23 protein-coding genes are annotated in these 24,424 nt (G+C 69.6%); 16 read left to right on the forward strand and 7 right to left on the reverse strand.

Going from position 1 to position 24,424, the window contains the following annotated elements; all coding sequences use genetic code 11:
• Window positions 1-34: 34 nt before the first annotated feature.
• On the reverse strand, window positions 35-226 hold the full coding sequence (locus LXT21_RS25465; RefSeq protein ID WP_254040783.1) for a hypothetical protein: 192 nt from the start codon (window positions 224-226) through the stop codon (window positions 35-37).
• 249 nt (window positions 227-475) lie between these two features.
• Between LXT21_RS25465 and pip the strand changes: the two genes are divergently transcribed.
• The 4 genes from pip to LXT21_RS25485 all read left to right on the forward strand — a co-directional run bounded on the left by pip (window position 476) and on the right by LXT21_RS25485 (window position 4,118).
• Window positions 476-1,444, forward strand: coding sequence for a prolyl aminopeptidase (gene pip, locus LXT21_RS25470; protein ID WP_254040784.1), 969 nt, complete (start codon window positions 476-478; stop codon window positions 1,442-1,444).
• A gap of 73 nt (window positions 1,445-1,517) precedes the next feature.
• On the forward strand, window positions 1,518-1,964 hold the full coding sequence (locus tag LXT21_RS25475) for a hypothetical protein (RefSeq protein WP_254040785.1): 447 nt from the start codon (window positions 1,518-1,520) through the stop codon (window positions 1,962-1,964).
• 652 nt (window positions 1,965-2,616) lie between these two features.
• Window positions 2,617-3,654, forward strand: a complete 1,038-nt coding sequence (locus tag LXT21_RS45455; RefSeq protein ID WP_254040786.1) for a DUF2380 domain-containing protein — start codon at window positions 2,617-2,619, stop codon at window positions 3,652-3,654.
• Window positions 3,651-4,118: an NUDIX hydrolase gene (locus LXT21_RS25485; protein ID WP_254040787.1), complete on the forward strand. Its 468-nt coding sequence runs from the start codon at window positions 3,651-3,653 to the stop codon at window positions 4,116-4,118. The genes LXT21_RS45455 and LXT21_RS25485 overlap by 4 nt, the downstream gene beginning before the upstream one ends.
• A 32-nt stretch (window positions 4,119-4,150) precedes the next feature.
• On the opposite strand, the gene LXT21_RS25490 is transcribed toward LXT21_RS25485, so the two are convergent.
• Window positions 4,151-5,542, reverse strand: a complete 1,392-nt coding sequence (locus tag LXT21_RS25490) for a M20/M25/M40 family metallo-hydrolase (protein ID WP_254040788.1) — start codon at window positions 5,540-5,542, stop codon at window positions 4,151-4,153.
• Between the two features lie 82 nt (window positions 5,543-5,624).
• Here LXT21_RS25490 and LXT21_RS25495 point away from each other — a divergent pair, with 82 nt between their 5' ends.
• The 3 genes from LXT21_RS25495 (at window position 5,625) to LXT21_RS25505 (ending at window position 9,041) form a co-directional block, all read left to right on the forward strand.
• Window positions 5,625-5,999 carry a response regulator gene (locus tag LXT21_RS25495; RefSeq protein WP_046715860.1) on the forward strand — a complete coding sequence of 125 codons (375 nt, stop codon included), beginning with the start codon at window positions 5,625-5,627 and terminating at the stop codon, window positions 5,997-5,999.
• 16 nt (window positions 6,000-6,015) lie between these two features.
• A complete protein-coding gene (locus LXT21_RS25500) occupies window positions 6,016-7,164 on the forward strand; it encodes a TIGR02266 family protein (RefSeq protein WP_254040789.1) in 1,149 nt (382 codons plus the stop codon).
• Window positions 7,165-7,400: 236 nt separating this feature from the next.
• Complete coding sequence (locus LXT21_RS25505; protein WP_254040790.1) at window positions 7,401-9,041, forward strand: sensor histidine kinase; 1,641 nt, start codon at window positions 7,401-7,403, stop codon at window positions 9,039-9,041.
• Here the strand turns inward: LXT21_RS25505 and LXT21_RS25510 are convergent.
• A complete protein-coding gene (locus tag LXT21_RS25510; RefSeq protein ID WP_254040791.1) occupies window positions 9,019-9,909 on the reverse strand; it encodes a ferredoxin reductase domain-containing protein in 891 nt (296 codons plus the stop codon). The genes LXT21_RS25505 and LXT21_RS25510 overlap by 23 nt on opposite strands.
• A gap of 303 nt (window positions 9,910-10,212) precedes the next feature.
• Between LXT21_RS25510 and LXT21_RS25515 the strand changes: the two genes are divergently transcribed.
• Together LXT21_RS25515 and LXT21_RS25520 are read left to right on the forward strand one after the other, a co-directional pair.
• Complete coding sequence (locus LXT21_RS25515; RefSeq protein ID WP_254040792.1) at window positions 10,213-10,965, forward strand: lysophospholipid acyltransferase family protein; 753 nt, start codon at window positions 10,213-10,215, stop codon at window positions 10,963-10,965.
• 241 nt (window positions 10,966-11,206) lie between these two features.
• Window positions 11,207-12,394: a THUMP domain-containing class I SAM-dependent RNA methyltransferase gene (locus LXT21_RS25520; RefSeq protein WP_254040793.1), complete on the forward strand. Its 1,188-nt coding sequence runs from the start codon at window positions 11,207-11,209 to the stop codon at window positions 12,392-12,394.
• 45 nt (window positions 12,395-12,439) lie between these two features.
• Here LXT21_RS25520 and LXT21_RS25525 read toward each other — a convergent pair whose 3' ends face one another.
• The gene (locus LXT21_RS25525) at window positions 12,440-12,673 is read right to left on the reverse strand and encodes a hypothetical protein (protein ID WP_254040794.1); all 234 of its coding nucleotides are present in this window, start codon (window positions 12,671-12,673) and stop codon (window positions 12,440-12,442) included.
• A 182-nt stretch (window positions 12,674-12,855) separates the two neighbouring features.
• Here LXT21_RS25525 and LXT21_RS25530 point away from each other — a divergent pair, with 182 nt between their 5' ends.
• Window positions 12,856-14,133: an APC family permease gene (locus tag LXT21_RS25530; protein ID WP_254040795.1), complete on the forward strand. Its 1,278-nt coding sequence runs from the start codon at window positions 12,856-12,858 to the stop codon at window positions 14,131-14,133.
• Window positions 14,134-14,196: 63 nt separating this feature from the next.
• On the forward strand, window positions 14,197-15,924 hold the full coding sequence (locus LXT21_RS25535; protein WP_323394935.1) for an RluA family pseudouridine synthase: 1,728 nt from the start codon (window positions 14,197-14,199) through the stop codon (window positions 15,922-15,924).
• A 92-nt stretch (window positions 15,925-16,016) separates the two neighbouring features.
• Here the strand turns inward: LXT21_RS25535 and LXT21_RS25540 are convergent, their stop codons facing one another.
• Together LXT21_RS25540 and LXT21_RS25545 are read right to left on the reverse strand one after the other, a co-directional pair.
• Window positions 16,017-17,021, reverse strand: coding sequence for a class I SAM-dependent methyltransferase (locus LXT21_RS25540; RefSeq protein WP_407667028.1), 1,005 nt, complete (start codon window positions 17,019-17,021; stop codon window positions 16,017-16,019).
• On the reverse strand, window positions 16,931-17,494 hold the full coding sequence (locus LXT21_RS25545; RefSeq protein ID WP_254040796.1) for a NifU family protein: 564 nt from the start codon (window positions 17,492-17,494) through the stop codon (window positions 16,931-16,933). The genes LXT21_RS25540 and LXT21_RS25545 overlap by 91 nt, the downstream gene beginning before the upstream one ends.
• Window positions 17,495-17,690: 196 nt before the next feature.
• Between LXT21_RS25545 and LXT21_RS25550 the strand changes: the two genes are divergently transcribed.
• The 5 genes from LXT21_RS25550 to clpA all read left to right on the forward strand — a co-directional run bounded on the left by LXT21_RS25550 (window position 17,691) and on the right by clpA (window position 22,653).
• Window positions 17,691-18,263, forward strand: coding sequence for a DUF2378 family protein (locus tag LXT21_RS25550; protein ID WP_254040797.1), 573 nt, complete (start codon window positions 17,691-17,693; stop codon window positions 18,261-18,263).
• A 30-nt stretch (window positions 18,264-18,293) separates the two neighbouring features.
• Window positions 18,294-18,734, forward strand: coding sequence for a hypothetical protein (locus LXT21_RS25555; RefSeq protein WP_254040798.1), 441 nt, complete (start codon window positions 18,294-18,296; stop codon window positions 18,732-18,734).
• 72 nt (window positions 18,735-18,806) lie between these two features.
• Entirely contained in the window at window positions 18,807-19,967 is a 1,161-nt protein-coding gene (locus LXT21_RS25560; RefSeq protein ID WP_254040799.1) for a GNAT family N-acetyltransferase, read from the forward strand.
• Window positions 19,968-20,010: 43 nt separating this feature from the next.
• Window positions 20,011-20,334 (forward strand): ATP-dependent Clp protease adaptor ClpS, encoded by a 324-nt coding sequence (locus LXT21_RS25565; protein WP_046715870.1) that lies wholly within the window; start codon window positions 20,011-20,013, stop codon window positions 20,332-20,334.
• Window positions 20,335-20,337: 3 nt separating this feature from the next.
• A complete protein-coding gene (clpA, locus tag LXT21_RS25570; RefSeq protein WP_254040800.1) occupies window positions 20,338-22,653 on the forward strand; it encodes an ATP-dependent Clp protease ATP-binding subunit ClpA in 2,316 nt (771 codons plus the stop codon).
• Window positions 22,654-22,747: 94 nt separating this feature from the next.
• Here the strand turns inward: clpA and LXT21_RS25575 are convergent, their stop codons facing one another.
• On the reverse strand, window positions 22,748-24,364 hold the full coding sequence (locus LXT21_RS25575; RefSeq protein ID WP_254040801.1) for a methyl-accepting chemotaxis protein: 1,617 nt from the start codon (window positions 24,362-24,364) through the stop codon (window positions 22,748-22,750).
• Between the last annotated feature and the right edge of the window lie 60 nt (window positions 24,365-24,424).

Genomic DNA, 24,424 nt, shown 5'->3' on the forward strand with positions numbered 1-24,424 from the left:
GTTCATCCCCGGGGCGCGTCGTTCTCCACCACGGCTACGGACGGGCCTGCGCGTAGGTGCCGGTGAGCACGTCGAGCATGTGGCGGAAGGACTTCACCTGGTCCTTGGCCACGGAGAGCGCGCCCTGCGCCAGGACGGTGGCCTGGACGCGGACCAGCGTGGTGAGGTGGGTGGACTTGTCCTGCGCATTCTTCCGAGGGGGGTTCATCAGGGAAGCGATGTTCATGGAACGCTCCGGGGTGTGGAGTTGGGTACAGCATCCACCACCCCCGCAAACGCCACGTCGCACGCGGGCAACTTCGTCGTCACATCGCGCCTGGCGCTCCCCGGCGCCTGGAGGCTGTGCCCTGCCTGACAGTCTCCACGCCGAGCGAGAGGACACGCGAACACCTCCGCATGCGGGCTGTGTGCGTGGCGTCGCGGGAGCAGCGCGCATCCGCTAGCGTGCGGGCTCCCTCGCAGTCCCGGAAGGCGCATGTCCGTCCCGTCCCGGTCGTCGCGGACGCTGTACCCACCCGTGGAGCCCTACCGCATGGGCCGCCTGCGGGTGTCCCCGCTCCACGAGCTGTACTTCGAGGAGAGCGGCAATCCCCAGGGCAAGCCCGTGGTGTTCGTCCACGGAGGCCCTGGAGGCGGCACCGACGCCCGGCAGCGGCGGTTCTTCGACCCGGCCGCGTACCGCATCATCCTGTTCGACCAGCGAGGCTGTGGCCGCAGCACGCCGCACGCGAGCCTGGAGGAGAACACCACCTGGGATTTGGTCGCGGACCTGGAGCGGTTGCGCGAGCACCTGGGCCTCGAGCGGTGGATGCTCTTCGGGGGCTCGTGGGGCAGCACGTTGTCGCTCGCGTATGCGCAAGCGCATCCGGAGCGCGTCACGGAGCTGGTGCTGCGAGGCATCTTCCTGTTGCGCAAGCAGGAGCTGGACTGGTTCTACCAGCGGGGCGCGAGCGCGCTGTTCCCGGAGGCCTGGGAGGAGTACCTGGCGCCCATCCCCGTCGAGGAGCGGCATGACTTGCTGGGCGCGTACCACCGTCGCCTGACGGGCGCGGACGCGGAGGCGCGCCTGGAGGCCGCGCGCGCGTGGAGCGTCTGGGAGGCGCGCACCAGCTACCTGCATCCCAACGTGGAGCTGGTGGCGCGCAACAGCACGGGGGACTTCGCGTTGGCGTTCGCGCGCATCGAGTGCCACTACTTCTTCCATCGCGGGTTCCTGCGTTCGGACACGCAGCTGTTGGAGGACGTGCCGCGCATCCGTCACATCCCGGCGGTCATCGTGCAGGGGCGATACGACGTGGTGTGTCCGCCGGAGAGCGCGTGGGCGTTGCATCGCGCGTGGCCGGAGGCGCGGCTGGTGATGGTCGCGGACGCGGGGCACTCGGCGAACGAGCCGGGGACGACGGCGGCGTTGCTGGAGGCCACGGACCGCTTCCGTCCCCAGTGAGGGGCGTGGGCGCTTTCGCGCGGCCCGGGGAGTCCCTAAGGTGGGGAGGAGTCAGTCCTCGGGAGACGAACACATGTCAGCAGAGAAGGCCGCGCGAAGCTGGGTGGAGGAGAGTGCGTTGAGGGCCGCAGGGGCCGCCGCGCTGCCCATCCCGGTGCCGGGCGCGCACACGGCGCTCACGTCCGCCATCGAGGCGTACATGATTTATCACGTGGCGGGCATCTACGGAGAGACGCTCAGCCTGGGTGAGGCGCTCGGGCTGATTCCGACGTTGGGCGCGGGCATCGTGGCGCGCAAGGCGGCCAGCTCCATCGTGGGTGAGACGGTGGGTTGGATTCCCGTCGCGGGCTGGTTGCTCAAGGGCGCGGCCAGCGGCGGCACCGCGTTCGCGATGGGCGTGGCGGCGGTGGCGTACTTCGAGAAGAAGTACCCCGGCCGCGAGGCCGTGCCCTTCGACACCGTGTCCATCAAGGACTGGGTGAAGGCGGCGCTCGCGCACCTGGGGTTCGGCAAGAAGTAGGAGCATCCAGCACGGCTTGCCGCCGGCATCGACCTGGCGCGTCGTTCAAACCGGTTGAGGCGGGAGGTAGCGTTAGCCCGCTCTCGGACGGGAAACGTCCCACACATTCCTCTCTTCGAGCGGAACGTGCCTCGTCGTCAGGAGTGCTCATCCTGGCGGACCCGAGGTGGACCATGCGCGCGGACGGCCTGCTTGTCCTATCAGTGCTGCTGACAGGCTGTGCCTCGGGGGTTCGTGTGACCGAGCGCGGCGGAACGCTGCACTACGAGCCACGGCGCGCGCCTGCGTCGCAGGTCGAAGCACCTGACGATGAGTCCCCACGCACCTCAGTCTCCCAGCCCGGTTCCACTGAGGGGCGAAGGGACGACAACGGTTCTGGCGGCACAAGCAACAACGAGAGGTGACGAGCGTTGGCTCTCCCGCCCTCAGGAGTGAACCGCCCAGCGTCACGCTGACGCGTCAAGCAGTCCTCGATGCCATTGCCGAGGTAGAGGACTCATTGAAGGCCACCGAAGCCACGCGCGCACAGCTTGCCTCACGTCCTGTTGCCTTGGGAGACCGAGGGCTCGATGGAGTTTTCACGAGGTACCTCGACTACGGCGCGCATCAACTGACGTGGCTTCGTGGTGCGTTGAGGAGCACCGCCACGCTGGTGGAAACGGCCTCGGAAGTGGAGGACCCGGACATGGAGCTGGGCATCCTCCGCATGTCGGGTGCCCGCATCCAGTCCGCGATGTTCGGAGCCCTCCTCCTCGCCTCGTGGGTGGACTTCCTCCAACTTGCTGACGCCCTGTTACGAGACTGCCCCATGTGCGGCACCGAGAAGCTCTTCGTGGACTTACATCGCGTCCAGGGATTGATGGAGCCCGTGCAGAAGGAACTGGCGTCACTGGCCCCGGAGCGCGCCGAAGCAGCATCGACCGCGATGCCCGAGTTGATGGGGAAGCTGACACGTGAGTTCGACGCGATTCATCGAGATGCACGCTCGGCCATGGAATCGGGCGGCAAGGTCATGGTCGCCGTTCAGGTGATGGAGATGCTCGCGCTCATCTCCACGCTGAAGATGTCGCTGCCCCGGTTACCCCCATCTGCGCCCGCGATGCTCGGCACGGGCCTGGTGATGAGCTCGGGGGGCGTCATGGCGGGCTCGCGGCTGGTCGTCTCCGCCGAGTGGGTGGAGATGATGCGAAGGCTGGTGCAGGCGGGCGTCATCTCGCTCCCCGTCGCGAGCGCGGCTGTCCGCATCCACGGCGGTCAGGTGATGATGTCGCAAGGGCGCCAGGACCTACCCAAAGGCGTGCGTGAAGCCCTGGGCGACAGTCCTGAAGTGCGTGGCATGCAGGTGACTGGCAAGGCGGGCGCGGGAATGTCCGAAGCCCCCAAGCACCACGTCCTACCGAACGAGCATCGCAAGTGGTTCGAGCAACGCGGCTTCAGGGGCGACATGGACATCGACCAGTTCTGCGTGCGTCTGGAGCAGGCGGATCACGAGGCGATTCACGGTGGGGCGAACTGGAAGCTGGGTCGCACCTGGCCGGGTGAATGGAACCGGATGATCATGAAGACCCTGGGCGACGCCGAAATCGCCACGGGCCGAACCCTGACGCGGAACGAGATCCTGAATCTCGTCGCGAAGAGCATGCGGGACTATAGAATCCCGATGAGCTTCACCCGTGGGAGAGGACGATGAGCGGTGGAGGAGCCTGGCAGGGCAACATCAAGGCACGCCTGTACGAACGGGTCCGCGAACGAGGCTTCGACTCGCTGACCGCTTTCGCCGAGGCACGCCCCGCCGTTCCGCTCCACGTCCTGGCCGACGAGTTGGGCAACGACGTTGCTGCAGTGCAGCTGTTGAGCGGCTTGTTGTACGAAGCGGAGCAGAACAAGAGGGTCACGCGCTTCGTTCGCGACGTGCTCGTGCGCGAGCTGGCCGAGGGACTCCCGAACGGCTGGCCGCCAATCCTGGACGACTCAAGCCGCTTCGAGGTCGCCATGGCGCTGGGTCGCTGGTCGGCGTACACCCCAGAAACCCATGAAGAGCGCGTGCGACAGGTGCGCGATGTGATTCTCGCCAGCCCACCACCTCCTGGCTGGCGCCCACTCGGCCCCGACGACGAATTGCTCCGCACGCTGCTCCCGGACGAAGGCGCCTGAGTCACGAAGCCGCCTCCGTCAGGGCCCCCGCCTCACCGCGCGGTGAGCGCCCGCGCCAGCTCCTCGTAGAGGTGGATGGCGCTGCGGATGGACTTCTCCCAGTCGCCCACGTGGAGGCTCTCGTTCTCCGAGTGGGCGTACGTGTACGGGTCCTCCACCCCGATGAGCAGCGCGGGCACACCGCCCAGCTCCCGCGCGAACGGCTCCACGAACGGAATGGACGCGCCACAGCCGATGGCCACCGCCTTCGTCCCGTAGCCCTTCTCCAGCGCGCGGAACGCCGCCTGGAACGCCGGATGCGACGGGTCCGTGTACCACCACCCCGACGCGCCCTCGGTCTGGAACTCCACCTCCAGCCCCCACGGGCACACCTCGCGCAAGTGCTCCTTCAACCGCCGCTCCACGTCCGCCGGGTCCAGGTCCGGCACGATTCGGATGCCCACGCGCGCCCACGCCGCGTCGCAGATGATGTTGCGCGCGTCCTTCCGACTGCTGGCCTGGATGGCGTTGATGGCGATGCTCGGCTGACGCCAGTTCGTCTCGTACGGATGCCGCCCTCCCAGCACCTCCACCCCCGGCAACAACCCCACCTGCTCGCGGAACGTCGCCTCGTCCCCCGGCAACGACTGGATGCTCGCGCGCTCCCCCGCCGTCAGCGGCTTCACCTTCTCACTCAAGCCTTCAATCGCGATGGAGCCGTCCGCGTGCGTCAGCGTCGCCAGCATCCGGCACAACGCCATCACCGGGTCCGGCACCGGCCCACCCCACATCCCCGAGTGCACCGCCTGCTTGAGCCCCCGCACCTCCACGTCCACCGTCACCAGCCCCCGCAGCGCCGTGGTGATGGACGGCAGCCCCGTGTCGAAGTTCGACGTGTCCGTCAGGACAATGGCGTCCGCCTTCAACAAGCCCGCGTGCCGACGCAGGAACTCCGACAGGTGCCCGCTGCCAATCTCCTCCTCACCCTCGATGAGCACCTTCACGTTGAGCGGCAGCTTCCCCGCGCCCTTCAACCACGCGTCCACCGCCGACGTGTGCACCACGATGCCCGCCTTGTCGTCCGCGGTGCCCCGCCCGTACAGCCGCCCGTCGCGCAACGTGGGCTCGAATGGAGGGCTCTTCCAGAGCGCCTCGTCCCCCGCCGGCTGCACGTCGTGATGGGCATACAACAGCAACGTCGGTGCACCGGGCGCCCGCAGGACCTCCCCATACACATAGGGATGGGCATCCCCAATTTCGAGTAGCTGGATGTTTTCAAACCCACGGTCCCTCAAGAGTCGAGAAGTCGCCTCGGCGCTCTGCCTGACGCGGGCGGCGTCGAAGCCAGGGAACGAGACGCTGGGTATGCGCACGAGGGCCATGAGGTCCTCGAGGTAGGCATTCTTCTGGGACTCGAAGTGAGAGAGGGCCGGGTCAATGGACATGCTCACCCCTTAACCCAAAAAGGCAGGCAGGCGACGCAGACCCTCGCGCGGATGTTGCGCGGTCCAAGTATCATGCGGCGCCATGTCCGACACCCCGACACTGCTGCTCGTCGACGACGACAGCTTCGTGCGCCGCATCCTCAAGGACGTCATCGCCGACACAGGCATCGAGCTGCGACTGCTCGAGGCCGCCGATGGTGAAGAGGGACTCGCGGTCGCCGCCCGCGAGAAGCCCGCGGTGATGTTCCTGGACCTGTTCATGCCGAAGAAGAGCGGCCTGGAGGTGCTCGGCGCCATCAAGCAGGTGTCGCCCGGCACGCGCGTGCTCGTCATCAGCAGCATGGACGCGGAGCCCGTGGTGGAGCAGGCCATGGCCGCTGGCGCGGTGGGCTTCGTGGGAAAGCCCTTCCATCCGCTGGAAATCGCCTCGGCCGTGCGCCAGGCGTTGGCTCACTGACTTCAGAGGTGTCTGCGTGTCGTCTCCTGCTGTCGGTTACTGGGTAGCGGACAATCTCGGCCGCGTGCTGGGGCCCATCGCCCTCCAGGCCCTGCGTGAGCTGATTGCGTCCGGACGGATGAAGGCCGCCGTGCGCGCGTCGCGCGATGGCACCCAATGGGTGGCGCTCCAGGAGCTGCCGGAGCTGGCCGACCTGTTCGCCGCCGCGCGCCCGTCGCAGTCCGTGGAGCAGCAGCAGGCCGAGCGCCTGCGCACCCAGCTCAAGGGGCTGCAGAACCTGCCTCCGCACGAGGTGTTCGGCGCCAAGCCCACGTCCTCGCTCGACGAGGTGCGGCTGGCCTTCTTCCGCATGGCCAAGCGCTTCGCCCCCGAGCACCTGGCCCCGGAGACGCACCCGGAGCTGCGCAAGGTGTCCGCTGAGATTTTCGACTTCCTGTCGCGCTGCATGCGCGAGGTGGAGGTCCTCTACTCTCAAGGCGCCTACCAGCCGGCCCGCGCCGCGCCGCCGACGCTGGACATGAACGGGCCCCTGCCGCCCGCGCCTCCGCCCTCCATCGCCCCCGCGTACGCGCCACCGCCCGTGGCCGCGCCCGCCTACGCGCCGCCTCCGGTGGCCGCGCCCGTGGCGGTCGCCGCCAGGCCCCAGCCTCCGCCGCCGCCGCGTCCTCCGCCGCCGGTGATGCAGCCCTCGGCGCCGGTGGCGGCCCGGGTGCCCGCCGCGCCGCCGGTGCAGCGCACGCACACCCTGCCGCCGCCGCAGCCCGCGCCGCCCCCGGCCGTGCCCCTGCGCAGGGCCGCCGCCGCGCCCACCTATTCCAGCGCGGAGTTCGTGGGTCTGGAGCGCCGCCAGGATGATCGCATCCACGCGGACGTGAAGGTGTCGCTGCAGAACGCGGGCATCTTCACGGACCACCGCATCATCAACCTGTCCTCCGGCGGCCTGTTCATCTCGACGGACAAGCCGCTGAGGCTGGGCACGCTGGTGGAGCTGACGTTGCGCTTCGATGACCCGTCGCGCGTGATGACGCTGCGCAGCTCGGTCATCTGGGAGAACTCGCTGGACGATGGGAAGAACCCGCGCGGCTACGGCTTGCGGCTCAGCAGCCTCCGCAAGGAGGAGCGCGAGTTCATCCAGCAGTTCGTCAGCAGGAAGCCTCCGAAGTAGGCCCGAGCGGTAGGGTCCGCTCGGACAGGACGACTAGAGCAGCTGTCCGAGCAGCACCGCGCCCGTCATCACGAAGGTCGCCATCACCGCCATCACCGCCTTGAGCTCCAGGTCATCGCGGCCCATCACATTCATGAAGTTGTTCATGGTGTCCTCCATCCCTCGTGTTGCCCCCTCCCCCTTTCCTACGGGACACCGCGCAGACGATTGCATCCCCCCTCCCGACGCCCTCCAGGATGACCTCCGTGCCCCCCGACGCCCCCGCCACGCCTCCTGACTACTGGCTGCTCGACGGGCTGCCCACCGCCGCGTCCGTCATCCGGGGAGAGCAGGTCCTGGTGGCCAACCAGGCCATGGCCTCGCTGCTGGGAATCTCCCTCGCGGAGCTGAAGTCCACGCCCGTCTCCGCCCACATCGCGCGTTTCATTCCCGCCGAGCACGGCTGGGTGGAGGCCTTCCACGAGGCGCTCGCCCGCGACGGCAACCGCCCCGAGCATCCCTTGTGGCTGCGCATGCGCCGCGCGGATGGACAGGAGCGCACGCTGACGGCGACGTACTCGCCCGGCGCGTCTCCCGACGAGACGGTGGTGCTGCTGCACGACGCGGGAGGCGAGGACACCGCGCGCAGGCTCACCGAGGCGCTGGGCGCCGCCACCAAGGAGTTGCTCCACGCGCGGGACGAGCACGAGGTCCTGGAGACGGCGGTGGAGGCCGTGCACCGTCAGGGCTTCTACGCGGCCATCCTCCTGGTGGAGGGCGACACCTTCCGGCACGGGCCCATGCGGCAGGAGCCCGAAGTCGTCGCGCTGGCCGAGCGCCAGTACGGCATGCCCGTCACCGAGGTGCGGCTGCCGCTCAGCACCCTGCCCCACCTGGCGGAGGTGCTCTCACGGCGCAAGGCGGCCTTCCATCAGGACGCGCTCGGCGCGGCCCACCGCATCCACAGCAGCGAGGTCTTCGAGAACATCCAGCGCGCCTATCCCCCTGGCATCCGCGCGCTCGACGCGCCCATCTTCGTGGAGGGTCAGCCCTTCGGCGTCCTCTCCGCGCAAGGCCTGGACCTCACGCCCGCCGCCGCGAGCACGCTGGAGCTGTTCGCGCAGATGGTGGGCGGCGTGCTGGAGAACGTGCGCCACCACCGCGTCGCCGTGCAGCGCCTGGAAGAGGTGTCACGGCTGCAGGACGAGCTGGTGGCGCAGGAGCGGTTGATGGTGTTGGGCGAGGCCGCGGGCGTGGTGGCGCACGAGGTGCGCAATCCCCTGGGCGCCATCCTCAACGCGGTGGCGGTGCTGCGGCGCGAGGCGCACCTGGGCCCCACGGGGCAGGCCGCGGTGGGCATGTTGGAGGAGGAGGCCATCCGGCTGGAGGACATCGTCCGCGACCTGCTGGACGTGGTGCGTCCGCTGGAGCCGAGGCCGCGGATGGTCCACCTGGGCGAGCTGGTGCGGCGCGCGCTGGGGCAGATGCACGGCCCTCCGGACGCGCCCACGCTGCGCTTCACCGTGGACGAGGCCCCGGACACGCCGGAGCTGATGGGCGACGAGACGCTGCTCCAGCTCGCGGTGACGCACCTGGTGCGCAACGCCGTGCAGGCGTCGCCCCCGGGCGGACGCGTGAAGCTGCGCGTGGAGCCGGGCGACGAGGGCGTGATGCTGACCGTGGAGGACGAGGGCCCGGGCATCCCCGACGTGGACCCGCGCCGCGTCTTCGAGCCCTTCTTCCTCACGCGCGCCAACGGACGCGGGCTGGGGCTGGCCATCGTCAAGCGCGTGGTGCTGGCGCATGGCGGGCAGGTGCGCGCCAGTGGCCGGCCCAAGCGGGGCGCGCGCTTCGAGGTGGTGCTCCCGCTGGAGCCTACCCGTAGGTCTCCCGCCTGATGCGCTTGTCATCGATGCCGAGCGCGTGGAGGTGGCCGAGCACCGTCTCCATGAAGCGCGGCGTCGCGGGCGTGCGCGTCTCCAGCGCCTTGCGTCGGTCCCACGGCGTAATCGCGGGGCCGCACGCGTAGACGAGGCACGTGTCGCGGTCCGGGATGAGCTCCTCGAGGAGCGCCTGGTGGACGCGGCCCTTGCGCACGTCCCCGCCGAAGCGCGACTCGTCCAGCTCGCGGGTCAGGGTGTGCACCAGCCGGACGCGGTCCGCGTGCTTCCGGGCCAGGGCCTCCAGCTCGTCGCGATAGAGGATGTCGCTCCACGTCTTGTTGGACATGAGGACGGTGTGGCGCGTCTTCAGGTCCCGGTGGAGCGCGTCCTTGAGGATGGCGAAGTTGGGCACCGCGCCCGAGCCGGCGACGAGGTGGACGACGTGGCCGGTGCGCGTCTCCACGTCCTCGGGAAGCACGTAGGGGCCCATGAAGCCGAGCACCTTGAGGCGCGCGCCGGTGAGGCGTCCGTGGACGAGGAAGGGCGAGAGCAGCGGCGGGTAGCGGGTGAGGCCGGGGATGAACTCCTCGTCCTTCACGGTGATGGCCACGTGGCGCTCGTGGGGGGCGGAGGCCAGGGAATAGGAGCGCTGGGGCTCCTTGCGCCCCTTCTGCTCCTGCAGGTAGGCGGACAGGCGCCCGAGCGCGGGGAACTGGTGCGGGTCGATGTTGATGAACTGGCCGGCCTTGTAGTCGGGCCGGACGTCCCCGAAGTCGAGGAAGAGGGTCGCCGTGTCGTGCGTGTCCATCCGCACATGGTCGACGGTGACCTCGTACTCCACGGGCTTCCTGCTGCGCGAGGGGCTCGCTTCGGCGGCGCTCATGGGCCCTCCCTTAGCCCAAACCCGGGGTGCTCGCCGATGGGGTTGACGCGGGTTGAGTGGGATACCGGTCCGTGACAGGGGGCCGGGAAGGCCCGTCCTGGAGTCGGTCCGGAGCGTTGGCTGCACGACGGGACGGCATGCGGGCAGGGGGCTCCCTCGACGCGAGCGCTGACCGGGAGGGCGGCTGGGACTACATCTTCTGGTGGCCAGTGGCGGTTCTGAAGGGTTGGCGAAGGAGGTCGGACGCCTGGGCGCCGACCCGTCCATGCTCTCGGGCCGTCCCGAGGTGGAGGCGACCGACACGTGCTCCGCATTCTCTTTTCGCTGATGGCGCGGCTGCCGGAGGGAGTCCGGCGCCACGTGGTGCGTACCCTGATGGACGGGGTGTGGGATGCCCTGGCCGACGAGGTGGTGGAGGGCCGGAGCAACATCCCGGACGTTCCCTGTCTCTACATCTGCAACCACCTGTCCAACGCGGACGGCTTCACGTTGGACCGCGCCTTTCGGCCCCGGAGGTTGGTGTTCCTGGCGGGCGTGAAGCTGCAGGGCACGGTGATGACGCGGCTGGCCTCCGAGGTGATGGAGACGATTGCCATCAAGCCCAACTCGCCGGACATCGAGGCGATGCGACGCGCGGTGGAGACGCTCAAGGGGGGCAGCTCGGTGCTCATCTTCCCCGAGGGCGCGCGCAGCCGGACGCACGAGCTGCAGCAGGCGAAGAAGGGCGTGGCGCTCATCGCGAAGCGCGCGGGCGTGCCCGTGGTGCCGGTGGCGCTGATGGGGACGGAGAAGCTGATGCCCATCAACGACTCGGACATGGGGGGTGAGCGGCTGTTCCACGCGGATGTCCGTGTGCGGGTGGGGCCGGCGTTCCGCATGGAGGATTTGGAGTCCGAGGTCATCGGCGCGGACGACCCGAGGCAGGCGCTGACGGACGCGATGATGCGCCGGGTGGCGCGGCTGCTGCCGCCCGAGTACCAGGGCGTGTATGCGAATCCCACGGCTCCGCTGGCCGTGACGCGACTGCACGAGCCGCCCTCCGCTCCCGCGCCGTGAGCGCTGGCGTGCCGGGCCAGGAGGTCCCGGCGCGGTGCTCCGGTGGGAAGGACGGAGGGCCTTGTCCGAGCACCGGCGCCGAGGATGCGAGGCGCGGGTGATGCCCTCGCCGCAGGGCCTGCTCTCGGGGCGAGGCCGCGCTCAATCACGTCGGTCGGCGCCGGCGTGCGCGTCCTCGGTCGAGGCCGCGCTCAGTCACGTCGGTCCACGCGGGAGTGCTCGACCAGGGGACGACGCCGCAATGAGTCGTTGCGGTCTGCTCGGGAGCACGGACAATGCGCCTCCCGTGACGAACACCCGCGCCTCCGAGCATGTCTACGTCTCCACCCTCCCTGGACTGGAGCCCGCGCTGGAGTCGGAGTGCGCCGCGCTCGGGTGGAAGCCTCGACGCGCCGAGGGCGGCGTGGAGCTGGAGGGGCCCACCGGGCTGCATCAGGAAGCGAACCTGCGCCTGCGCACCGCGAGCCGCGTGCTGCTGCGGCTCGGCGTCTTCCGCGCGAATGACGAGGACGTGCTGGTCCGGGGCCTGCGTGGACTGGAGCTGTCGCGCATCTGGGACCGTCGCGCGCCGCCGCGCATGTCGGTGACGCTGAAGCGCTCGGGAGTCCCGGGGGCGGACGTGGTGATGGACGCGGCGGCCGAGGCGTGGAACGTGGCCTCGGTGGGGCGCGCGGGGCCGCTCGACGAGGAAGGCGGACCCGGGCTCACGTTGCTCGTGCGCGTGGAGGGGGAGGTCTTCACGGTGAGCGCCGACACCAGCGGCGAGCCATTGCATCGCCGGGGTTACCGACAGGAGATCAGCCGCGCGCCTCTGCGGGAAACGCTCGCCGCGGGCATCCTGACGCTCGCAGGCTACGATGGCACGGAGCCACTGGTGGACCCGATGTGTGGCTCGGGCACCTTCCTGGTGGAGGGCGCGTGGATGTCCATCAAGCGCGCGCCAGGATTGATGCATGGCTTCGCCTTCGAATCGTTTCCTGGCTTCGACGCGACGGAGTGGGCGGAGCGCAAGGCTCGGGCGGAGTCCGAGGCACTGGCGGCGCCGCGCGGAGCACTGCAGGGCTTCGACATCAACGCGGGCGCACTGGGGACGGCTCGCAGGAACGCGCGGCGCGCGGGCGTGACACTCTCCCTGGAGCGCAAGGACGTAAAGACGCTGACGGCGCCCGCGGGAGGCCCCGGCCTGGTGGTGGCGAACCCGCCCTATGGGAAGCGATTGGGCGAGGGCGAGGACCTGCCCGGGCTCTATCGCGCGATGGGCGAGACGCTGCGAAAAGGCTTCACCGGCTGGCGCGCGGCGCTACTGGTGCCCGAGGACACGGGGCTCGTGAAGGCGCTGAACCTGCCGGAGGCTCGAAGCCTGCCCGTGCGCAATGGCGGACTGCGCTGCAAGCTGCTCCTCACGGATGCACTCGCGCCCAAGCGCTGAGCCGCTCCAGGGGCCGCCTCGCCCTCGATGCTCGTGGGCGCGCGCTCAGGACGGAGGCCTTCGCACCCGCGTCAGGACCGCGATGGCGATGACGATGGCCAGCAGCGAGCCCACCCAGCCGAGGCGGGCATTGTGGGTGTCTTCTTCCTCCCCCGGTGACGGACCGCGCACGGCAGCCGACTCCGTGACGGGCGACGGGATGTCACGCGGCACGGCCGCCGCGAGGGACGAGCACACCACGGCCCCCACGAGCACGGCCCCCCTCCATCTCGAGGACATGATTCCTCTCTCAATCGAGTCCTACAGCAACGCATGAACGGGGACCCTGGGAGACCTTCGCCAGGTGCTCGACGAAACAGGAGGCGGCGCACGTATGCTTCCTCCTCCCACCCTGTCAGCACCACCTGGGCGCCCCACCCACCATGACGACTGGAAGCGATTCGAGTCCCCAAGACGTTGGAATGCGGCGCGCCGTCTCCCGCTGGGAGTTGGTGGGCTTCTCCATCAATGACGTCATCGGCAGCGGCGTGTACCTGCTGCCCGCGGCGGCCGCGGCGAACCTGGGCTCCGCGAGCACCGGCGCCGTGGTGCTCGCCGGACTGGCCGTGCTGCTGCTCGTGCTCTGCTTCGCGGAGGCCGCCAGCTACTTCGACAAGCCCGGCAGCGCGTACCTCTACACACGCGAGGCCTTCGGCGAGCTGGTGGGCTTCCAGGTCGGATGGATGACGTGGCTGGCCCGCGTCGCCTCGGTGGCCTCGCTGTCCGTCGGCTTCTCGCGGGCGCTCGGCTACCTGTGGCCCGGCGCCAACGCGGGCGTCGGACAGAGCCTGGCCATCGCGATTCCGCTGCTCGGGCTCACCGCCATCAACGTCGTCGGGGTGAAGAGCGGCGCTCGCACGGCGGTCTTCCTGGCCATCACCAAGACGGTGCCGCTGCTGATCTTCATCGGCGTGGGCATCTTCTTCGTGTCCGCGCCGCTGGCGACCTCCGTGGAGCCCAAGAGCACCGGCAGCCTGGGCGCCGCCGTGTTGTTGCTCCTGTTCGCGTACGCGGGCTTCGAGAACACGGCCGCTCCCGCGGGGGAGTTCAAGAACCCGCGCCGCGACGTGCCCTTCGCGCTCATCGTGCAGATTGGCGTCGTCACGCTCATCTACACCGCGGTGCAGTGGGTGGCGCTGGGGACGTTGCCCGGGGTGGTGGACGCGAAGACGCCGCTGGCCGATGCCGCCGCGAGATTCCTCGGAGGCTGGGGCGGGTTGATGATGACGGTGGGCGGCGCGCTGTCGATTCTGGGCACCAACAGCAACACGGTGCTCGCGGGGCCTCGGTATCTGTATGCGCTCGCGAGGGATGGCTTCGGGCCCGCGGTGCTCGCCACGCTGCATCCTCGCTTCCGTACGCCCACGGCGGCCATCCTGGTGCAGACGGGCATCGCGTTGCCGTTGGCGTTCTCAGGCTCGTTCGAGGTGCTCGCCACGTTGTCCGTGGTGGCACGGCTGGCCACGTACTTCGGCACGGCGGTGGCCGTCCCCGTGCTGCGCCGCAAGCTCCAGCAGCCGGCCCATGCGTTCCGCATCCCCGGTGGGCCGGTGATTCCCATCGCGGCGGCGTCGCTGTGTGTCGTGTTCGCGCTGAGCGCGGAGAAGAAGAACCTCATCGCGGGAGCCATCGCGCTCGCGGTCGGCTTCGTGCTGTATCGCTTCCAGCGACGGCCCGAGGGGAAGGTCGCGCTCGAGTAGGCACGCAGCCGGGTGCCCAGGCCCGTTCCCCGTGGGCCTGGGTTTCGTGTTAGCGGTGGCGACGTGGACGACGCGCGCATCACCCTGCTCGACGCTGGATGGGAGCCTCCTGTCGAGGGAGGCAGCCTGCCGAGCCCGTTCGATGAACTGGGCCCCTCGTTGTTGGCGAGGCAGGCGGCGGAGGTGTTGCAGCGCGAGCTCCACCAGGGGCAGGTGGCTCCGGGCATTCCCACGTCGATGTTGGAGGGGCACGAGGGCGGGAAGATGTTCGGGGTGCTCGTGGTGCGGCTGCCCGAGGGACACCTGGGGTTGCTCCGGGCCTTCTCGGGGATGCTCGCCGGACGGTGGGACGTGGAGGGGTATGTGCCTCCGCTGTTCGACCGTGAGGCGAGAGCGAACATGGAGCCCGAGGGCGAGGCCACCGTGAAGGCGCTCTTCGCCCGCGCGGAGGCCATGCGGGCCTCGCCCGAGCTGCTGTCACTTCGGGCAGCGCATGCGGAGCAGTCCGCGAGGCATGCCTCGGAGCTTGCGGCGCTGCGTGAGCGACACGAGGTCCGACGAAAGCAGCGGCATGCACGCAGGGCGGAGCTGACCGGGGCTGCGGAGCCGCGCGCCTCGTCAACGCCTTCATCCCTGGATGAGGCGCACGTTCGGACGCGGGTGGCGCTGCGCGACAGCCTTCACGCGCTCGACCAGGAGAGCCGTGGCGACAAAGCCGAGCGACGGCGCCTGGAGGCCGCCCACGAATCCGAGCGAAGCAGCCTCGAACCGAAGCGGATGCGTCTCGAGCGTCGGCTGAGAGCCCTGGACCGACTGCGCCACATGGTGAGCCGTGCGGTCATGCGGCGCATCCACGACACCTACGTCATCACCAACATGCGAGGAGAGCGCCGTCTCCTGCGCAATCTCTACGAGCGGGCGCAGCCGCCCTCGGGCGCAGCCGACTGTGCCGCGCCCAAGCTGCTCGCGTATGCGCAGGCGCACGGCCTGCACCCCGTCGCGCTCGCGGAGTTCTGGTGGGGCGCGCCGCCTCCCTCCGGGGGCCGTGTCACGGGCGCGTACTACGCGGCCTGTCGCGACAAGTGCGGCCCCCTGCTCCCGTTCATGCTGGAAGGTCTCCACGTCGCGCCGCCACGGACCTTCACGCCTCCGCCCACCACTCCGGGCTCGCTGAGCATCCTGTTCGAGGACCGCTGGCTCGTGGTCATCGCCAAGCCCCACGGGCTGCTCTCCGTCCCCGGACGCGAGGCCACGCTGAACGACTCCGTCCTCACGCGACTCCAGGCCCGTTACCCCGACGCCACCGGTCCCCTCCTGGTGCACCGGCTGGACCTGGACACCTCTGGGCTGCTCGTCGCCGCGCTCGATGCGCGCACGCACTCCGCACTGCAACACCAGTTCGTCCACCGCGAGGTGCACAAGCGCTACATCGCCTGGGTCGACGGCATCGTCTCGGGTGAACAGGGCCGCATCGACTTCCCGATGCGCGTGGACCTCGACGACAGGCCCCGACAGATTCACGACCCCATCCACGGCAAGCCCGCCGTGACGGAGTGGCGAGTCCTGGAGCGTCTCGGCGACCGGACACGCGTGGCCTTCTTCCCGCTCACGGGGAGGACGCACCAACTCCGCGTCCACGCAGCCCATCCCCTGGGGCTCGGCGCGCCCATCGTCGGTGACCGGCTCTACGGCCGCGACGCGGAGCGGCTCTTGCTCCACGCGGAGTCACTCACCCTCCTGCATCCTGGAACCGGTGAGCGCGTCACCTTCGACTGCCCCGCGCCCTTCTGACCGCGTCAGTGCATCACCGACGAAGAGGGCTCCGCGCCCGCGGAGATGACTGCGACCCAACGCCGCGAGCAGCACTCGCGGCCTTCAGCGCCTCAGCCCTCGGACGGAACTGGAGCCTCCTCGACGGGAGCCTCCTCCACCGGCTCGGCGGGCAGCTCCGTCGCACCCGACGCCGCGGGCTTCACGCCCAGCTCCCGCGTCAGCTTCGGATTCACACCCGTCTCCGCCAGCAGTCGCTCCAACTGCACCCGCGCCCGCCGATTGTCCCGGTGCACGCGGCGCCCCAGGATGAGCTCGTTCTTCAACGAGTGCTCCCACCCCGTCAGCTCCGTCACCGTCACCTGGTACCCGAACGCCTCCAGCGTCAGCGCGCGGACCACGTTCGTCAGATGCGAGCCGAACTCGCGCCGGTGCCACGGGTGCGCAAACAGGAGCCCCATGCTCCCCTTCCCCGCCGCCCGCTGCTCCTTGAGCTGCGCCGCCACCTCGGCCTGACAGCACGGCACCACCGCCACGTGGTCCGCCCCATGACGAATCGCCGCGATGAGCGCGTCGTCCGTGGCCGTGTCACACGCGTGCAGCGCCATCAGCAGGTGGATGCGCTCCGGATACGCCGCCTGGTCGATGTGCGCCGTCTGGAAGCTCATCCGCGAGAAGCCCAGCCGCTCCGCGCGCCCCTTCGCGCGCTCGGTCAGCTCCGGCCGCCCCTCCACCGACAACAACGTGCCCCCGGCCGCGTCCTTCAGGAACAGCTCGTAGAGCACGAACCCCAGGTACGCATTGCCGCTGCCCGCATCCACGAACACCGCGGACTCCGGATGGCGCGCCTTCACGTCCTCCACCGCCGGCCGCATCAGCTCCATCAGGTGGTTGACCTGCTTGAGCTTGCGCAGCGCATCCGCGTTCAGATGCCCCTCGCGCGTGAGCAGGTGCAGCTCGCGCAACAGCGCCTGCGACTGGTCCGGCAGGAGCTCCCGCCGGACCTGCGATGCCTTGACGTTGCGCCTCAGACGGACACCACTTCGAGCACCTCGGGGATGATCTCCCGCAGACGCCCCTCGATTCCCATCTTCAACGTCGCCGTCGACGACGGACACCCCGCGCACGAGCCCTTCATGTGCAGGTACACGATGCCGTCCTCGAAGCGGTCCAGCGTGATGTCACCGCCGTCCATCGCCACCGCGGGACGAATCTCCGCGTCCAGCACCTCGCGGATGCGCGACTCCACCGAGCCGCCCCCCTCCGAAGCCACCTGACGCGCCGCCGCCACCGCCGCCTCGTCCACCACCGGCTCGTTCGCTGTGAGGTGCGTGTCCAGGGTCTCCATCACCTGGTCGTTCAGCTCGTCCCACTCACCGTCATCGCCCTTCGTCACCGTCACGAAGTTCGTGCCGATCATCACCGCCGTCACGCCGCGCACGTCCATCAGCTTGTGCGCCAGCGGTGACTTCGCCTGGGCGTCCTCACGATTCGTGATACTCACCGCGCCACCCGCCAACAGGCGCCGATCCACCACGTACTTCAGCGTGCTGGGGTTGGGGGTCCACTCAAGCTGGATGTTCACCGACATGCAGTTCTCCTCGGCCACTCCTCTAAGGCGCTCGGGGCCCCATAGCAACCCGACCCTCGGGGAATCAAACGTCCGCTCGGGCCCCTCCCACCAGGTCCCTCGCCTTCTCAACGGGGAATAAAAGAACAGCCGGAATTCGCGGCGGAACCTGAAACAAACTATGGTGGGAGGACCTCTGCACCCCGGTGAGCCGTACATGGCCTCGAGTCCGCTGCGTCGCTCCGTCGAGTCAACCGCGCCCGCGGCTCCGCGCATCCCCACGAGCGTGCTGGAGGGGTTGTTCGTCCGGGGGCTGAAGGTCTCCGGGCGACTGGTGGAGGCGCTGGAGGCGCTGGGCTACGACATCAAGCGGCCGGAGGTGGACTATCCGGTGGAGGTCTTCCAGCGCGCGGTGCTGCTGGCCCGGCAGGAGTGCTTCGGCGCGCTGACGGACGAGGAGGCCTACCGGCGGGTGGGTCACACGCTCGTCGACGGCTTCGCTTCCACCCTGGTGGGCCGCGTGGCGGCGGTGGCCCTGCCCATGATTGGCCCCGCGCGCGCGACGGAGCGCATCCCCCGCTACCTGGCGCTGATGGGGCGCACGGACATCGACGTCACCCTGACGCCCGTGGGTGAGCGGGGCCGTCGCATCGTCTTCACGGACCGCTACAACCGCCCGGACCTGATGGCCGGCGGCCTGGAGCGGATGATGGAGCTGGCCAACGCCCAGCCACGAATCACGGTGGAGGAGCGCAACGCGGAGGGCTACCGTCTGCTCGTCCGCTGGTAACCCGGGCCCGCACCGGGCCTTGGAGTGTGAATGTCCTACCCTCCCCGACTCGCCCACCTCGCCACCCGCGCCGTCGTGGTCGCGAAGCTGGTGCCCACCTACGCCCAGGCGCACCGACTCGACGAGGAGGAGGCCGCGCAGCGGCTGACCGCCGCGATGACCGGGAGGATGCTCCAGGCGCTGCTGGACACGGCGTGGACCGCGATGCGCGGCAACACGAAGCGGCTCACGGAGGACGGCCTGTTGGAGAAGGTCGCCGGCACCCTGTCGGAGCGCCCGCTGCGCCCCGGCCGCGTGGCGGAGGTGACGCCGGCCTGGAGCGCCTTCCTGGTGCTGACGGACCTGGAGGCGGGCACCGCCAGCGACGCGGCCCGCCGGGTGATGGAGTCCCCCGAGGGACGTCGACGAGGCGACGAGGGCATGGCCGAAGCGGGCCGCTTCCTTGCCGCCGAACTGACACGCGGCAAGTAGGGGCCGGCCGGCCGTGGCATGAGGGGGCCCGCGTCGTTATAGGCTGGCCCCACGCTCCACCGCGCGCCGCCGATGTCCACCCCGCTGCCCACCACCCTGCGCATCCTTCCCTCCATCCATGAGGTCCCCGCCTCCCTCTGGGACGGGCTCGTGGACGAGGCGGCCCTGCCCTTCCTGGAGTGGACGTTCCTCGCGGCGCTCGAGGACAGCGGCAGCGCGGTGCCCGAGCGCGGCTGGCACCCCCGCCACCTGACGTTGTGGCGCGGCTCCCGGCTGGTGGCCGCCGCGCCCGCGTACCTCAAGGACGACAGCCAGGGGGAGTTCATCTTCGACGCGCCCTGGGCCACCGCCTCCGAGCGCGCCGGGCTGCGCTACTACCCGAAGCTGGTGCTCACCGTGCCCTTCACGCCCGCCACCGGCCGGCGCGTCATGGTGGCCCCCGGCGAGGACCGCGCCGCCCGCGAGGCGGAGCTGTACCAGGGCGCGTTGGAGTTCGCGCGCGCCGAGCAGCTCTCCGGCATCCACGTCCTGTTCCCCACCCAGGACGAGCTGCCCACGCTGGAGGCCCAGGGCTACGCGCTGCGGCTGGGCGTGCAGTACCAGTGGGACAACGCCGGCTACCGGACGATGGAGGACTTCCTCGCCCGCTTCCACTCCAAGCGGCGCAACCAGATGCGGCGCGAGCTGCGCGCCCCCGCCGAGCAGGGCATCGAGCTGAGGACGCTGCGTGGCGACGCGCTCAACGAGGTGGACGTGGACACGCTCCACCGCCTGTACGCCTCCACGGTGGACAAGTATCCGTGGGGGGCGCGGCTCCTGACCCGCGACTTCTTCGCGCGGATGCTCTCGGGCTTCCGTCACCGCTGCGAGCTGGTGGAGGCCCGGCGGGAAGGTCAGCTGGTCGCGGGCGCGTTCAACTTCAGGGCCCCCAAGGTCCTCTACGGGCGTTATTGGGGGTGTTTCGAGGAGCACCCCTTCCTGCACTTCAACGCCTGCCTCTACCACCCGGTGGCCGAGGGCATCGCCGAGGGACTGACACGCTTCGAGCCCGGCGCGGGCGGCGAGCACAAGCTCACGCGGGGCTTCGAGCCGCGCCTCACGTACAGTGCCCACCTCTTGCTCCACCCGGGGTTGGACAGGGCGGTGCGCGGCTTCCTGGAGCACGAGCGGGCAGCCGTCCAGGGCGGGCTGCCCCAGTGGCGGGCGGAGACAGGTTTCAAGGGAGTGGCCTGAAACGGCCCGCTTCCCAGGTCATCAGAGGGAGTCGGACAGACTTATGGCGCAGAAGCACGACAACGACGGCTCCGTCGCCACGGAGACCGCCCCCAAGCAGAAGCTCAAGAAGCCGACCCTCTACAAGGTGCTTCTGCACAACGACAACTACACGACGCGTGAGTTCGTGGTGGCCGTCCTCAAGGAGGTCTTCCACAAGTCGGAGTCGGATGCCGTGCAGATCATGCTGCACGTCCATTACAACGGAGTCGGAGTGGCCGGCGTCTATACGTTCGAGGTCGCCGAGACGAAGCTCAAGACGGTGGAGGCCGCGGCCCAGGACAATGGGTTCCCGCTGCGGCTGTCCATGGAACCCGAGGAAGGTTGAACCGTGGCAGGACCGCTGATTGCCAAAGAATTGCAGGCCAGCTTCCGCACCGCCCTGGAAGAGGCGCGGAAGATGGGCCACGAGTACCTGACGCTGGAGCACCTGCTCCTGGCGCTCACCAAGGACTCGCGCACCCGCGAGGTCCTCAAGGCGTGCGGAGCCAACGTCAAGCGTCTTCAGGAGAGGCTCGTCTCCTTCCTGGAGGAGACGGTCGAACGCCTGCCCGAGGACGCGGAGGCCGACCCGCAGCAGACCATCGGCGTGGAGCGCGTGCTCCACCGCGCCGCCATGCACGCCCTGTCCGCCGAGCAGAAGCTCATCGACGGCGGCGACGTGCTGGTGGCCCTCTTCCGCGAGGAGGAGAGCCATGCGCTCTACCTGCTCCAGCAGGAGGGCGTCACCCGGCTGGACCTGCTCAACTACATCTCCCACGGCATCTCCAAGGATGAGGCGGGCGAGGGCGAGGAGGGCGGCGCTGGCAACGGGCACGCGCCCGCGGGGGATGACGACGAGGAGGGTGAGTCCCCGCGCAAGAGCCCGCTGGAGACGTACACCACGCAGCTCAACATCGAGGCCAAGGAGGGGCGCATCGACCCGCTCATCGGCCGCGACAAGGAGCTGGAGCGCACCATCCAGGTGCTCTGCCGCCGCCGCAAGAACAACCCGCTCTACGTGGGCGAGGCGGGCGTGGGCAAGACGGCCATCGCCGAGGGCCTGGCGCTCTACATCCACGAGGGCCGCGTCCCCGAGCCGCTGAAGAACGCCATCGTCTACTCGCTGGACATGGGCTCGCTGCTCGCGGGCACCAAGTTCCGCGGTCAGTTCGAGGAGCGGCTCAAGGGCGTGCTCAAGGCGCTCCAGGAGCAGCCGGAGGCCATCCTCTTCATCGACGAAATCCACACGATTGTGGGCGCCGGCGCCACCAGCGGCGGCTCCATGGATGCGTCCAACATCCTCAAGCCGGCGCTCGCCAGCGGGAAGCTGCGCTGCATCGGCTCGACGACGTACCAGGAGTTCAAGTCCTCCTTCGAGAAGGACCGCGCGCTGTCGCGGCGCTTCCAGAAGATCGAGGTCGCCGAGCCCTCCGTCGAGGACACCGTCCTCATCCTGGAGGGGCTCAAGAGCCGCTACGAGGAGCACCACGGCGTGAAGTACACGCCGGAGGCGATTCGCGCGGCGGCGGAGCTGGCGGCCAAGCACATCAATGACCGGTTCCTGCCGGACAAGGCCATCGACGTCATCGACGAGACGGGCGCGGCGGAGAAGCTCAAGCCGGAGGGCGTGCGCACCAACACCGTCACCGGCGCGGACGTGGAGGCCGTCGTCGCGAAGATGGCGAAGGTTCCCGCCAAGAGCGTGTCCGCCAGCGAAGGCGTCCAGCTCCAGAACCTGGAGAAGGAGCTGCAGGCGGTCATCTTCGGGCAGGACGCGGCCATCACGGATTTGGTGAGCGCCATCAAGCTGTCTCGCTCGGGCCTGCGCGCGCCGGAGAAGCCCATCGGCTCGTTCCTCTTCTCGGGCCCCACGGGCGTGGGCAAGACGGAGCTGGCCAAGCAGCTGGCGCAGACGTTGGGCGTGGAGTTCCTGCGCTACGACATGAGCGAGTACTCGGAGAAGCACACGGTGAGCCGGCTCATCGGCGCGCCGCCGGGCTACGTCGGCTTCGACCAGGGCGGCCTGCTCACGGACGCGGTGCGCAAGCACCCGTACGCCGTGGTGGTGCTGGATGAAATCGAGAAGGCCCACCCGGACCTCTTCAACATCCTGCTCCAGGTGATGGACCACGCGACGCTGACGGACAACAACGGCCGCAAGGCCGACTTCCGCAACATCGTCCTCATCCTCACCACCAACGCGGGTGCCCAGGAGATGAGCACCAAGTCCATCGGCTTCGGTGACCTCACCAAGCCCGCGGACGCGACGCGCGCGAAGAAGGCCATCGAGCGCACCTTCACGCCGGAGTTCCGCAACCGGCTGGACGGGTGGATTCTGTTCTCCGGCCTGCCGCCCGAAATCATCCTCAAGGTCGTGGACAAGGAAGTCCGCCTCCTCCAGAAGATGCTCGAGGAGCGCAAGGTGAAGCTGGAGCTGACGCCCGCCGCCCGCGCGTGGCTGGCCGAGCGTGGGTATGACCCGGCCTTCGGGGCCCGGCCCATGGCCCGCCTCGTGGACAACTCGCTCAAGAAGCCGCTCGCCGAGGCGCTGCTCTTCGGGGAGCTGAAGAACGGCGGCACCGCCCGCTACGACGTGGACAAGGCCGGCGACAAACTGGCCCTGCAGACGTCCGCCGCTCCCGCTGCCGAGCCCGTGCCGGCGTAACGCCGCGCGGGCAGGTCCTCGAAAAGAGCGAGGCCCCGATTCCCACCGTGGGAGTCGGGGCCTTGCTCGTTCGTGGCGGCGCGAGCGCCGGGCGCTACTCGACGCGGTAGATCTTCACCGCGCTGGAGAGCTGCTCGGAGATGATTTGCAGCGTGGTGGCGGCCTCGCCGGTGGAGCCGATGCGGGCCACCGTCTCGTCCATCATCTTGGAGAGGTCGTTCACCGCGAGGGTGATTTGGTTGATGCCCACGTTCTGCTGGGACACCGCGGCGGCAATCTGACGGACGGCGGCGGCGTTGTCCTGGACGATGGAGGACAGCTCGCGCAGGTTCTGCCCGCTGGTGCGCACCTGGGCCAGGCCCGCCTCCATGCGCTCGGCGCCGCGCTCGGTGATTCGCACCGCGGCCGTCACCGAGTTGGCGATGTCGTCCAGCAGCTCCCGCACCCGCGTCGTGGCCTGGATGGACTGGTCCGCCAGCGCGCGAATCTCGCGCGCCACCACGCCGAAGCCCTTGCCGTGCTCGCCCGAGCGGACGGACTCAATCGCCGCGTTGAGCGCGAGCATGTTGGACTGGTCGGCCAGGTCCTTCACCGTCTGGGTGATGCCGCCAATCTGCTGCGTGCGCTCGCCCAGCTCGAGAATCTTCTGGGCAATCTCGCCCACCTGGACGCGGATGTCGTTGAGGCCCGCCATCGTCTGTTCAATCGACGCCTCGCCCGCGCGAGCCAGCGCGTCCGCGCGCTCCGCCACGGACAGCACGCTCTCCGCCTTCTGCGCGGCGAGCATGGAGGTCTGCTTGATTTCCTGCGCGGTGACTTGCGTCTCCTGGAGCGCGGCGGCCTGCCGGGAGATGGTCTGCGCCTGGTCCGTGGAGGACGTGTTGAGGTGCTCGGTGGACTGCGTCAGCGCCTGCGCGGCCTGCTGGAGGTTGAGCGTCACCTCGCGAAGCCGGGCCACCATCTGCGCGAAGGAGTTGGCCAGCCGGCCCACCTCGTCGCCGCTCTTGGCGTGGATGGGGCGCGTCAAGTCACCGGACTCGACGATGTGGCCGGCGACCTCGGTCAGCTCGCGCATGGGCCGCACGATGCTGCGCCCGAAGGCCGCCGCCACCGCCACGCCCAGCGCCACCAGCAAGAGCGCGAAGCCCATCATCCGCCAGCGCAGCGCGGACACCAGGTCGTCGATGTGGTCCCGGGAGACGCCCACGTGCACCGTGCCCAGTCGGCCATTGGCCACGGGCGCCGCCACGTTCGAGGCGTGCAGCTGGCGGCCCTCGGTCTCGAACGCGAGCACCTCGCCCCAGCCGTTCTCCTCGCTCACCTCGCCCTGCGCCACCGCGGACGCCTTCAGCGCGTCGGGGAAGGCGCCTGGCAGGCTGTGCACCACCACGTTGCCGCCCGCGTCCGCGACGAAGACGTAGGCGACGTCCTCGCTGGTGCGCGCGACCTCCATCAGGGGCCGGAGCGAAGGGAAGCCCATCTTCGCGCCGTGCTCCGCGGCCACCGCGAAGCTGCGGGCGAGCAGCTGCCCCTCGCCCATGTGACTGGAGACGAGGTCCGCCTCCAGTCGCCGCGTGGCGATGCCGGTGAGGATGGCGGCCACCGTCGCGCTGACGAGCGTGGTGACGAGAACGAGCTTCGGCGCCAGTCCGAGCGACTGACGGAACTGCTGGCCGAGCTGCGTGGTGAACGAGGTCTGTTCGGTGCTCACGGCATCACCACCCGGAAGACGTCGGGACGACACCCGCGAGGGCGCGGGGTGAATACAAAC

The sequence above is a fragment of the Myxococcus guangdongensis genome (assembly GCF_024198255.1).
In the GTDB taxonomy this organism is placed as follows: Bacteria; Myxococcota; Myxococcia; order Myxococcales; family Myxococcaceae; genus Myxococcus; species Myxococcus guangdongensis.